This is a genomic window from Veillonella sp. CNR 79/14 (assembly GCF_003992185.1).
GTDB lineage: Bacteria > Bacillota > Negativicutes > Veillonellales > Veillonellaceae > F0422.
In genome coordinates this window covers 97,957-110,192 of the sequence record NZ_RQVH01000003.1, presented here as the reverse complement: position 1 = coordinate 110,192, position 12,236 = coordinate 97,957, and the positions used below count along the sequence as shown (strand labels likewise).

Sequence of the window (12,236 nt, the reverse complement as noted above, 5' to 3'; positions counted from 1 at the left end):
ACGGTATACTCCTCACAAACGGTATTTCATAATGTTTGTTCGGAGCACACCGTGCTCTTCTTGTGTTTGTGTCATGTAGATAGTAAGGGTCGCCACGAGGCTACTACGCATAACTGCGATTCTACGGGGGAAAGAGCACGGCACATTCTTTCAGAAACGGTATTTCATAATGTTTCTTCAGGAACATGCCGTGCTCTTTTAGGGCATATGTAATTATGATATAAATGAACGTGACATTATCATAGTTTGTTTACAGCACACCGTGCTCTTCTTGAGTTTATGTAATGTAGATAGTAAGGAGCGCCACAGGGCTACTACGCAGAACTGCGATTCTACGGGGAAATAAAAAAGCTGTTATCATGTTGATAACAGCTTATTGTGGCGGAGAGGGTGGGATTCGAACCCACGGCCCCTTGCGGAGTCACTGGTTTTCAAGACCAGCTCCTTAAACCACTCGGACACCTCTCCAAATATAAAAACTAGATATAGTCTATCATTGAACTAGACCTTTTGTCAATCAGAATATGATGTATATTTGTAGTGCTTATTTTAGAAGAGTTTTTTCAAATATTCTGAAGAATAGGTGTTATGAGATACGCATAAATTATTGTAGTATGCTGTCATGCTAGCTTTACACCATAGAATCAGTCAAAGTATAATTAAAGAATAAAGATGTGAATTTAAGGTGCATATGTTATAATTTTATGCAGATTAGATCTGTATAAATAGGTTTGTGGTATTCCATAGGAGGTATTACATGAAAAAAGGGTTTACTCTTACACAAACAGGTATACTGCTGACTTTGTGGTTAACTTTTTTGTTAAGTTTTGTGATGCGCTTATCATGGTCATCGTTGATGCCAATTGTAAATGAGGCCTTACATTTTACAGCGCAACAAGGAACGTCGTATTTGACGGCTTTTTATTTTGGTTATGCATTGACTGTATTACCAGGAGGTCTGTTAGCGGATCGATTTGGCTATCGTAAATCTATCTTAGGTAGTTTAGTGGCTATGGCTATTGTAACGGGGCTTATGAGTACTGTGCAAAGTTATGAATATGGCTTAGTGTTGCGCTTCTTATTAGGTATTGTATCAGGCCCTGTACAATCTGCTTGTTTGAAAGCTATTGGAGAGCATTTCAGTGCAGAACAACGTGGTACCGCTGTAGGTATTTTCATGAGTTGTACATCATTTGGGATTACCGTGGTTAACGGATATGCACCATTTGTGGCTGTCCATTACGGATGGCAAATGGCATTTTTAATTACCGCTTTATTGCCATTACTAGTATTCTTTTTAGCTTTGTTTACGGTGAAAGAAGTACAAGCTTTCAGAAAGAACCATACAGTAGAAGTACAAGGAACAGAACCACGGTGCATGTCATTAGCACAAAGCTTACGTTTTGTAGGAACAAACCGCAACATTTTATTGTTAGCAGTGATGGGATTTTTCGCAACAGGCACTACTTGGGGTGTTACCACTTGGGCTAACTTGTATTTAGTGAAACAATTGCATGTGACACCTATCTTTGCAGGCGCTATTATGAGTATTTACGGTATTGCAGCAGTGATTGCCAAACCGACTATCGGATTCATTTCAGATAGAATTTCTTTACCACGAAACTATTTAGCGGCCATCGTTATGTTTTTGTTCTCTCCAGCTTTGCTAATCTTTGCGAACACAACCAATCCAGATATGTTATACATTACAGCCCCTCTATTAGGTATGGGAGCATTTATGTATAGCCCATTAACCAATGCTATCATTATCCAAGCAGCACCACCAGAACTAAGAGGTACCACAGCAGGGTTCGTAAATCTATTTAACCAAATTGGCGCACTCACAGCACCTATCATTTTGTCCACAGTATTAACAGCTACTGGCAATTACCAAACAGCCTTAATGGCATTGTCCATCTCCCCAATTATTGGAGCTATTTTATTGTCATTAATTCGACTAAAATAAGAATATACGCTTTTATGAGGTACTCCTTATAACTTTGAGGAACATAATGTAAAAGTGGCATGTCCAAAGAACACCATAAAGATATTATCGTGACGCAAGTTTCATTTGCGAAGATTCAGATTTTGTGAGACAATAAGAGTAAAGAAAAGGAATTTTCAAGTCTATGTCGAATTATAGTGATATAGGCAAGTTACATAGTAGCACAGTGACAATATGGAGGAGGTCTTACTATGGTGGAATATAAAAAAATAATTGTTCCTGCAGATGGATCGGAAAATGGTAAAAGAGCGTTAGAACATGCATTGGCAATTGTTAAACGTAATGATGCGGAATTGATTTTAGTGCACGTAGCAAACATTGTATCCGCAATTTCTAATTTTGACCAAACTCCAATCAGTGGTGGTTATGTATCTGAACAAATTGCTGAAGATATGGAAGAAACAGGTAAAAAAATCTTGAGCGAAGTAGCAGAAGAGGTACCAGCTGATATGAAAGTTAAATGCGTCTTTGAAGTAGGGTCTCCTGGACCTGCTGTATTAGCGGTAGCTAAAAAATATGATGCAGACTTAATTGTTATGGGGAGCCGTGGATTGGGACCTTTAAAAGGTTTATTTATGGCTCTTTGTCAAATGTGGGGGCTACTCATGTAAAAGCTTTTAGCGCTAGCTATGGAAATAGCTAGTGCTATTCTTTTTGCTTAACATAAGTATACGAACTCTAAAGCGTTCAAAATGGCGTAACCCATAACTTATTCTCTTTAATACTTTAATTTTGTTATTACAACCTTCAGTAAATCCATTGGAATATGGTAATACAAAGGCATTGACAATTTGAGGGAACCAATTAGTAAAAGATAGTTTAAAATTGTTAAATTCTACTAAATGGCTTCTTTCTACTATGTTCAGCCATAACTGTAAATGTCTTTCGATGTTATGAATGCTAAAGGTTTTAAATATCTTTCTAAAGGCTAATCTAAGTCCATAAGCAATCCGTAAATCATCAGAGATACGTAATATTTCCTGTAGTTTTATCTGTTCGCTTTCAGTTAATCTGTCAGGATTTTTCATAAGTATTCTTCGGTTATGTTTGAGCATTTTAGAATGTGCTACTAATATCTTTTGCTCTCTCTTGCGTACTCGTTCTACAGCCCAATCCACTAAGCGACATACATGATAGCGATCAGCTACAATATGTGCATGAGGAAACATAGTTTGCATCACTAACTTAAATAACGGAGACATGTCCATAATAATATATGTAACTTGTTTTCTAGCTTTTCTAGAAAAGCTAGAAAAATACTGAATTAGTGCATTAGTATCTCGTTTAGGTAAAATATCCACGATGGAATGATTCCTTATATCCGTAATGATAACTTGGTATACTTGACCTCCAGCATTACCTTTATACTCATCGATACCTAATACAGTAGGTAGATTCTTTGGCCTAGGAATAGCTAACTTAGAACAATATCGAATGACTGTAGATACAGAAATGTCACTGCGCTTAGCCATCTCGGTAAAAGATCCTTTTTCACTAAATTGCCTAAATAGATATTCCATATTACTTTTACTAATTTGCAAATAACGGCTAACAAAAGGATTCTTTTCTATGAAAGTATGATGACACTCCTGGCATGTGTAGCGTCTTTGTAAATATGTAGCAGTCACAGGATGATGTTGTATAACACCAAATTTAACCTCCCTAGATCGTTTACCTTTAGACTTTCTAGTGCTCTCTCCACAATGAGGACACACTTGTTCAGCTACTGGCATCTCAAGAGTAAAGTGAACAGAACCGTCCTCATTTACTCTTGTATGTTTGATATATTCCTCTTTAATTTTAAAGATAATTTCTGTATAATTAACTGTAGACATATATGACTCATCCTTTCTTAATTGTGTGGTTACTTTTATGATACGGTATGAGTCTGTATATGTCTATTTTATTGCAACAAAAAATGTTGGCGACTACTCTTATATGAGTAGCCCCAACATTTATTATAGAGCCTTATTTATGGGTAGTGTAAGTAGTTATGTAACTAGTCATTCCACATGTCCAGTATTGATTGTTAAATAATAGGATATAAGGCTTTGTTCTCTGAGCAAAGCCTTTTTTTATGGAGAGGCATATGAATGTAAAACATATACATTGGTTGCACAAAGAGCTTGACCAATGGAAAGAAGAGGGAATTATTTCAGAAGAACAGAGCCATCAGCTACAAGCAAAGTACGGTTTTATCCCTAAAGAGGGCCCATCTTGGACACGATTAATTACAGTTTTAGCTGGAGCTATACTTATTTTGTTGGGAATTATTTTGCTTTTTGCGGGATACTGGTATGGTTTTTCACCTAATGGACGATTTGATTGGTCCTTGGCAATCTTGTTATTAGCTATTGCTGTGGTCGGTGGTGGTGTATGGAAAGCAAAGCCAGCTAGCATGATAGCAGAAAGCATTACTGTTATTTATATGGGACTGTTGACAGCCACTACTTTGTTGGTAGCAGATACTTTCTATACAGGCGAGCATATGGGGCTATATGTGCTTATCATTCTTTGCTGTGCCTTGCCGATTATTTATGTCTTGGACTCGGCTCTAGGTATGATTTTATATCTTATTGGTGTATTGGGGTGGAGTTTTTCTAGTCATCCTCTAAATACTTGGGTAGGGCCTGTAGCAGTGGGAGGACTTTTATTAGTAGCAGTACCATACTATATCCGTAGATTTGGTAAGTATCAAGGGTCGAAAGATTCCTTGTTAGTATCTGTATCTTGGGCCTTTATTGGTGCCATTTTTGGTGAAGTATTCTTCATCTTATCCACCTATGAGCCACAAATGAATTTATTTTTTATTAGTGTATTGGGCGCCGTTACCTACGGCTTAGGCACATTAGAAAAGAAAATTGCCCTCTTAGCACTTCCTTGTAAAGGCGTAGGTGCCATTGCTCTGTTGTACACCATTGTGGAAGGTACTTACATTAGTACATGGATGCGCATTGGTGAAAGCACCATGGCATGGTGGCTATGGTTTTGCATGGTATTGAGCTTAGGCATAGCAGTTCTTGTATTGCGTCGTTTAGTATTAGCTAAGCGTATTGAAAGCACTATCGGATTGATTCCTTTTGTAATCTTTGGATGCTATGTGGTCACTGTCTCTGGGGCGACACCTATTTTGACGTCCATCCTATTTAATGCATATATTTTAGTAGCAGCTTTAGGGACTTTTATTCGTGGCACCTTGGTGAAAAAGGTGAGCTTATTGAATAGTAGTATTTTGACGCTAATTGCTATGTTTGGTGCTCGATTCTTTGATCCTAGCTTTACTTTTGTGGAGCGAGGTGTATCGTTCTTAGTGTTAGGGGGCATTGTATTAGGTATCAATGCCTTATATTTATGGCGTAAACGACTACAAAGGGTTAAGGTAAATCAGCGTGTTCGACAAGCTCGTCGTCAGTCAACAGATCCAACAGTGGAGGAATTCACGTTAGGAGAGCAAGTTATATCAAAGGACGTGAAAGTAGTAGACTCTGAGGGTGTAGTGAAGGAGGAAGAACGATGAGATATCAAAAATGGATTGTCTTTGCTCTGGCTGCTATCGTTGCCTTGCTAAGTCAATTCTATATTCAACAACGATATACGACCTTGCTACAAGGTGGTGCGGAATACCAATGGCCTGTGAAAGTAAGTCGACATATTGGATGGGTTCCGTCAGATTACTTAGAGATAGAGTTTTTAGGGTCTTATGCGAATTGGGAAGGGAAGCAAACTCCAGAAGTAGGACATGAAGTATATATTGTTGTAACACCTAAACAGTCTGGTGTATTGCAAGTGGTATCCGCCACTGATGAAACTCCAAAAGATCAAGAATACATTCGGGCTAATGTGAAACGATTTGATCATGGTGTAGTGGAGTTTTCAATTCCTTTCAATCGTGTGAAAGTAGACCTTAGCAAGGTAGATAGTAAGTTTTATACCAATTATCGTGGTACTTTAATTGGCACCTTGAAATTACGTGATGGCTATGGAGTCGTCACTGGTGTTTATGCCAAGGGGGTACCATTGGAATTAGCTACGCCAGAGAGCGTAGTGGATCAAGAAAAAGATTCACGAGTTCTTTTGGAAAAAATTGGTGATACAGAACAAGAAAAAGATGATATAATAGTAATACCGAACTCTAATTAGAGGACGGACTACTATATGATAGCGAGGTTAAGATGGAAACAAATCAACAAGAGTTGGAAACACAATTGTTAGCTGAACTATTCAAGGTCCTAGGGGATCCAACGCGGTTGCGTATTGTTAGACATCTGCTTCAGAAAGAAATGTGTGTAACTGAAATTGCAGATTCTATGGATATGGGCCAGTCAGCTATATCTCATCAGTTACGTGTGTTGCGTCAAGCAAGACTTGTAACATTTAGAAAAGAAGGAAAAACAGCTTGGTATCGCTTAAATGATGACCATGTAATTGTTCTTATTCGTCAAGGATTAGAACACGTGGGACATCAATAAGTGTAGAACATGTAGAAGGGTTGCGAAAGCAGCCCTTTTTGCATGGAAAAACCCTATTCAACATTGTACTGATGTAGTGTTGAATAGGGTTTTATTATTGTATGTTTTTATGTAAGGATGGAATATATCGTAGTAGTTCTTGTGTATGAGTACGTATCTAGAATGCTAGGTTGTCTATCTAAATAGTATTTATACGTTATTTATACAGAATTTATGTAGTGTGCCTGTATAAGCGAATTGACGTATCATAGTATTAGTTATAAGGGAAATACATAGTAGGCCAATAAAATTGCCAGTGGCATGGTGAAAGAAGAAAGAACTGTAGTAGCTAGTACGATTTGCGTAGCTAGTTCTGGATTGTTGTTCATCTCCACTGCCATGAGGGCAGTGTTTACTGCAGATGGGACTGCGTAAGCGATGATAATGCTTTGCGCTGCAATAGCACTTAGTGGTGTGTAGTACATGGTAATAGGAAGTACTACAATTAATGCTAATACAGGACCTGCGATTAACCGCAAGAAAGATGTAATCATTACATCTTTTTTGATAAAGTTCCAAGGTGTTCGATTCAACTGTACTCCTAGAGTCAGCATAGCGGCACCAACAAAGCAGCGCCCAAAAATATCTAAAGGCCCCCATATAATGGTTTGGGTGAAATCGATAGGAATGTAGTAATGAGCTATGATAGATATAGGTACGCAATAAATGATAGGAATATGTAAGATAGTACGTAAAGATTCTGCAGTGGTTAACTTTCCTTTGCCAGCTTGATAGAATCCCAAGGAATTACAGAATACAGTTTGGATAATAAAGGTAGCGATAATGGCGATGACTCCATCATGTAAATAGGGGGTACCACCATCGATGATGTATGGTTCGTTGGCAAAGACGAAAGTTCCTAGGGCTACTCCTAAGTTACCAATGTTGGAAAACATCACTGCATTGCGGACGATTTCTGTTTTTCCTAAATTATAACCTTGCCACTTAGCGACGATGCCTGCTAATGCTGAGTTAGCAAATAAAATGATGAGGGCACAGCCAAAAATTTCAAAACTTTCATGGGTTAAATCAGTGACATAAAAGGATTTCAAAATATAGGCGGGCAGAAATAAATAAAAGTTCAACTTACTCAAAGTTCGTAAATCGAGGTGAAACCATCGATCTAGTAAGACCCCCATGAGGGTAAGTAATAAAATGGGGACGATGCTAGTGAGAATGATGTGAAAAAATAAATCCATAATGGATAACCTCCTTAGGTTGTATAGTTGTCATCTCTATTGTACCACATGTAATTAAAATCATTTTGCTTAATATCATTTTTCTAGTATAATGAGAATATGTAGTAAGCTTCTAAGTGTATATATTTAAATTAGGGAGGATATCATTATGAAGCGTAATTGGTTAATGGGGTTAGTTATGGCAGGTATGTTAGCATTAGCTGGCTGTGGTGGACAAGGCACTACATCGTCTACAGCACCATCTACAAATGAAACAATCACTGTATCTGCAGCAGCTAGTATGCAGGGGGCATTGGAAGAATTAAAAGCAGACTATGTGAAAAAACATAACTTAAAACCTGAACAAGTGAATATTGTCTATGCAGGTTCTGGCACTTTGCGTCAACAAATTGAAGAAGGCGCGCCATCCAGTATCTTTATTTCTGCGAACAAAAAGAATATGGATCAATTGAATGAAAAAGGATTAATGGATAACATTCGTCCATTCGTAGCGAATACATTGGTGATGATTGTACCAAAAGGTAAAGAAGCTGTGACATTAGATAATATTACGAATGCAAAACGCGTAGCTATCGGCACAGTAGAAACAGTGCCAGCTGGTAAATATGCGAAAGAATCCTTAACCAAAGCTAATTTGTGGGATGCAGTAGAACCTAATATTGTATTTGCGAAAGATGTAAAAGCAGTAGGTGCGTACATTGCGGAAGGCGCAGCTGATGTAGGATTCGTATATAAAACTGATGCCTTAGCATTGAAAGATAAAGTAGATATTTCTGCTACAGTGGATGCTAAATTACATGCACCTATCGAGTACCCTATCGGTGTGGTGAAAAAGAACCAAAATAAATTAACTGAAGATTTTTATGCGTTCCTAACAAGTAAAGAAGCTAACGAAGTATTAGCCAAATGGGGCTTCGCTGAGCCAGCTCAAAAATGATAGCCTTACAACTATCCATCGAAGTTGCCTTTCTGGCACTTTTGATTAATGTCATTTTTGGACTTAGTTTGAACTATGTGATGAAACATTATGCCTTTCCAGGAAAATCTTTAATTGATTCTTTCTTTACATTGCCCTTGGTATTACCACCAGTGGTATTAGGCTTTGTGTTGCTCATCATATTTTCTCCAGGCAATGCCTTTGGAGCTTGGTTAGAGGCGCATGGAATTCGCGTGGTCTTCTCTAAGTTAGGGGCAATTATTGCATCCGCCGTGGTGAGTTTTCCTCTGTTTTATCAATCTGTTCGAACAGCGCTAGCCGCTATCGATAGCGATATGGAAGATGTAGCCCGTACATTAGGAGCCTCGGAGTTTCGTGTGTTTTGGACTATCTCCTTGCCGTTAGCGTGGAAAGGAATTCTCAGTGGATCCATCCTTTCCTTTGCCCGTGGATTAGGAGAATTTGGTGCCACTATTTTGATTGCTGGAAATATTCCAGGTATTACAAGGACGATGCCCTTAGCCATTTATTCTCTCGTAGAATTTGGCGATTATAGTGGGGCCTTTGAACTTGTGATTTATATTTGTATTTTAACATTGGGGCTTGTGTGGGCCATTCAAGGTCTAACAAAAGGATCCCTCTTCTCAAATCGGTAAGGAGGTACTATGATTTCCTTTGATATCGTCATAGAACGAGGTACTTTTGTTGTGAAAGCCCAAGGTACATTACAAGAAGGTATTACTACATTGATGGGCCCTTCTGGCAGTGGAAAATCTACATTTTTGAAAGCTTTATGTGGATTATTAACGCCTAAAGAAGGTAGGATTACAGCCAATGATGTGGTATGGTTTGAGGGAAAGAAGGTAGTAACACCTACCCAAGAACGACACATTGGCTATATGCCGCAAGGCAATATTGTGTTTCCTCATATGACCGTGGAGGAGAATATCCGATATAGTAAGCAAGGTTCTCCAGAGTTGTTCGATCATATTGTGGAGCGTTTGCGATTGACACCACATCTTAAGAAGAAAGCCAAAGGCTTGTCTGGTGGGGAGCAACAACGGGTGGCATTAGGACGAGCACTGTACTCAAAACCAGTATTACTTATCCTAGACGAACCGCTTACGGCGTTAGATGTGAACTTACGTGCTCAGTTGCAACAAGATTTAGTAGCTATTATTTCTGAATGGGCTATCCCCTGCTTATGGGTCACGCACAGTGAAGAAGAGGCTGCTGCGGTAGGGAATCATCGACTGTTGTGTCGTGATGGGATGATTGCAGAAGAGGCGTAAATAGCATGATAGCATAATAGAGGAATGTTGATACACTTAGGTCAGCGTTCCTCTATATTACTTTTCCCCTATTTAGGAGGATATGCTAGTATCATTGTGCTGTGATACGAACATGTGTCCTTCAATGTTTTGGGGGCATATGTGTTTATTTCTTTACAGTTGTTGCTCATATGAAGTATAATACTACTGATTATGACTATTTTTAAAGACTTAGGCATAGTCAAAAGAACTGTCGAAACAATGACAAAGGAGGTACCAAATTCGTAAAGGCGAATAGCGCAAGCGCTGGAAAGAGACAGCTTTCACAGCGGACGAGGTAGAGGAGTATCGAAATTCAGCGGATGCCTCTCGGCTAGCTTCAGTCGTAAAGGTAGAGCAAAACACCAAGGTAACTAGGTGCACAAAGGCTACTTTCAGAAGCAACAAGAATGAATTAATCAAGGAGGAATATACCATGTGTGGTATCGTAGGATATATTGGATTTGAAAATGCAGCAGATTTTATGCTGGAAGGTTTGGAGAAATTAGAATACCGTGGATATGATTCTGCAGGGATTGCCGTAGTAGGCGAAAATAATGTAATTAAAGTACAAAAGAAAATGGGACGCTTGGCGAATTTGGAAGCTGTGGTGAAAGCAGATCCTAACCAAGGTCATATTGGTATCGGTCATACTCGTTGGGCAACTCATGGTCGTCCAAGCGATATGAATGCGCACCCACATACAAGTACAGATGGCAAATTTGCCGTAGTGCACAATGGCATCATTGAAAACTACATGCCGTTGAAAGAAGAATTGTTGGCAAAAGGTGTTGAATTTACATCTGAAACAGATACAGAAGTAGTAGCTCACTTATTGAGCGATATGTACGATGGCAATTTTGAAAGTACAGTTCGTCGCATGTTAGAACGCATCGAAGGCTCGTACTCTTTGGTGATGATCTGTGCCGATGAACCAAATAAAATCATTGCTACAAAAAAAGATAATCCATTGGTAGTGGGCTTAGGAAAAGGGGAAAACTTCATCGCTTCCGATATCCCAGCTATTATTCAACGCACTCGTGAAACATATATCATCAACGACAATGAAGTTGTTATTGTGACACCAGATAGCGTGACAATCACTGACCGAGCTGGTCAACCAGTGCAAAAAGACATTTACCATGTCACATGGAATGCAGAAGCGGCTGAAAAAGGTGGCTATGAGCACTTCATGTTAAAAGAAATTTACGAACAACCAAAAGCGATTCGTGATACGTTGAGCGGTCGTATTAATAAAGATGCTACAGAAGTAGTGTATGATGAATTAAACTGGACACCAGATACAGTGAAAGGCATCAAGCGCATCTTGATTACAGCGTGTGGTACGGCGTACCATGCAGGGTTAGTAGCGAAATACTACATTGAGCAATTAGCTCGTATTCCAGTAGAAGTAGATATCGCTTCTGAATACCGTTACCGTACACCATTAACGGATGAAGATACCTTATGCATCGTCATCAGCCAATCTGGTGAAACCAGCGATACATTGTCTGCCTTGAAAGAAGCAAAACGCTTAGGTGCTAAATCTTTAGGTATCACCAACGTAGTGGGTTCCGCTGTATCCCGTGAAGCGGATCAAGTAATCTACACTTGGGCAGGTCCTGAAATCGCTGTAGCATCCACAAAAGCGTACACTACACAATTAGTAGCTTTATTGTTATTAGCAGTGTACTTAGGTCAATTAAATGGTCGCATCGATGAAGCAGTAAAACACGAAATTTTGACAAATTTACAAGAATTGCCTACATTAACTCATGAAATCTTTGAAAACGTAGACGAAATTAAAGCCTTTGCCAACCATTATGGTTACAAAGAGGATGCATTCTTCTTAGGACGTTTAATCGACTATGCCGTAGCTATGGAAGGGTCTTTGAAATTGAAAGAAATTTCTTACATCCATGCAGAAGCCTATGCAGGTGGTGAGTTGAAACATGGTACTTTGGCATTGATTGAAGAAGGTATTCCTGTGATCGCCTTGGCAACACAAGAATCTGTGCGTGAAAAAATGATGAGCAACATCAAAGAAGTAAAAGCTCGTGATGCCATTGTCATCGGCGTGGGTATGAAAGGTGACGAAGAGTTGGCGAAGTATGTTGACCATACTATCTTCGTGCCAAAAACTGACGCTTTCACAGTGCCTATCTTAGCCGTTGTACCATTGCAATTGTTGTCCTATTATGCAGCTATCACTCGCGGTGCTGATGTAGATAAACCAAGAAACTTGGCAAAATCTGTAACCGTAGAATAGGAGATACT

General features: G+C 39.0%; 12 protein-coding genes and 1 tRNA gene. 10 read left to right on the top strand and 3 right to left on the bottom strand.

Going from position 1 to position 12,236, the window contains the following annotated elements:
* Window positions 1–379 precede the first annotated feature (379 nt).
* Window positions 380–468 (bottom strand) — tRNA-Ser (locus EO119_RS01585).
* A gap of 289 nt (window positions 469–757) precedes the next feature.
* Between EO119_RS01585 and EO119_RS01580 the strand changes: the two genes are divergently transcribed.
* Together EO119_RS01580 and EO119_RS01575 are read left to right on the top strand one after the other, a co-directional pair.
* A complete protein-coding gene (locus EO119_RS01580) occupies window positions 758–1,966 on the top strand; it encodes an MFS transporter (protein WP_062401530.1) in 1,209 nt (402 codons plus the stop codon).
* A gap of 230 nt (window positions 1,967–2,196) precedes the next feature.
* Window positions 2,197–2,616: a universal stress protein gene (locus tag EO119_RS01575; RefSeq protein WP_126940424.1), complete on the top strand. Its 420-nt coding sequence runs from the start codon at window positions 2,197–2,199 to the stop codon at window positions 2,614–2,616.
* Window positions 2,617–2,628: 12 nt separating this feature from the next.
* On the opposite strand, the gene EO119_RS01570 is transcribed toward EO119_RS01575, so the two are convergent.
* Window positions 2,629–3,840, bottom strand: a complete 1,212-nt coding sequence (locus EO119_RS01570; protein ID WP_126940382.1) for an ISL3 family transposase — start codon at window positions 3,838–3,840, stop codon at window positions 2,629–2,631.
* 37 nt (window positions 3,841–3,877) lie between these two features.
* Here EO119_RS01570 and EO119_RS08240 point away from each other — a divergent pair, with 37 nt between their 5' ends.
* The 4 genes from EO119_RS08240 to EO119_RS01550 are packed head-to-tail and all read left to right on the top strand — an operon-like array spanning window position 3,878 to window position 6,474.
* Complete coding sequence (locus tag EO119_RS08240; RefSeq protein ID WP_371666276.1) at window positions 3,878–4,042, top strand: universal stress protein; 165 nt, start codon at window positions 3,878–3,880, stop codon at window positions 4,040–4,042.
* A 52-nt stretch (window positions 4,043–4,094) separates the two neighbouring features.
* A complete protein-coding gene (locus EO119_RS01560) occupies window positions 4,095–5,522 on the top strand; it encodes a DUF2157 domain-containing protein (protein ID WP_164725657.1) in 1,428 nt (475 codons plus the stop codon).
* Window positions 5,519–6,145, top strand: coding sequence for a hypothetical protein (locus EO119_RS01555; RefSeq protein ID WP_126940422.1), 627 nt, complete (start codon window positions 5,519–5,521; stop codon window positions 6,143–6,145). Before EO119_RS01560 ends, EO119_RS01555 begins: the two co-directional genes overlap by 4 nt.
* Window positions 6,146–6,177: 32 nt before the next feature.
* Window positions 6,178–6,474, top strand: a complete 297-nt coding sequence (locus EO119_RS01550) for a metalloregulator ArsR/SmtB family transcription factor (protein WP_009353411.1) — start codon at window positions 6,178–6,180, stop codon at window positions 6,472–6,474.
* Window positions 6,475–6,731: 257 nt separating this feature from the next.
* On the opposite strand, the gene EO119_RS01545 is transcribed toward EO119_RS01550, so the two are convergent.
* On the bottom strand, window positions 6,732–7,712 hold the full coding sequence (locus EO119_RS01545) for an AEC family transporter (protein ID WP_126940421.1): 981 nt from the start codon (window positions 7,710–7,712) through the stop codon (window positions 6,732–6,734).
* Window positions 7,713–7,860: 148 nt separating this feature from the next.
* Here EO119_RS01545 and modA point away from each other — a divergent pair, with 148 nt between their 5' ends.
* The 4 genes from modA to glmS all read left to right on the top strand — a co-directional run bounded on the left by modA (window position 7,861) and on the right by glmS (window position 12,228).
* On the top strand, window positions 7,861–8,649 hold the full coding sequence (gene modA, locus EO119_RS01540; protein ID WP_126940420.1) for a molybdate ABC transporter substrate-binding protein: 789 nt from the start codon (window positions 7,861–7,863) through the stop codon (window positions 8,647–8,649).
* Window positions 8,646–9,305 carry a molybdate ABC transporter permease subunit gene (modB, locus tag EO119_RS01535; protein ID WP_126940419.1) on the top strand — a complete coding sequence of 220 codons (660 nt, stop codon included), beginning with the start codon at window positions 8,646–8,648 and terminating at the stop codon, window positions 9,303–9,305. Before modA ends, modB begins: the two co-directional genes overlap by 4 nt.
* A gap of 9 nt (window positions 9,306–9,314) precedes the next feature.
* Window positions 9,315–9,941, top strand: a complete 627-nt coding sequence (locus EO119_RS01530; RefSeq protein WP_126940418.1) for an ATP-binding cassette domain-containing protein — start codon at window positions 9,315–9,317, stop codon at window positions 9,939–9,941.
* A 454-nt stretch (window positions 9,942–10,395) separates the two neighbouring features.
* Window positions 10,396–12,228: a glutamine--fructose-6-phosphate transaminase (isomerizing) gene (glmS, locus tag EO119_RS01525; protein ID WP_126940417.1), complete on the top strand. Its 1,833-nt coding sequence runs from the start codon at window positions 10,396–10,398 to the stop codon at window positions 12,226–12,228.
* The last annotated feature ends 8 nt before the right edge of the window (window positions 12,229–12,236 follow it).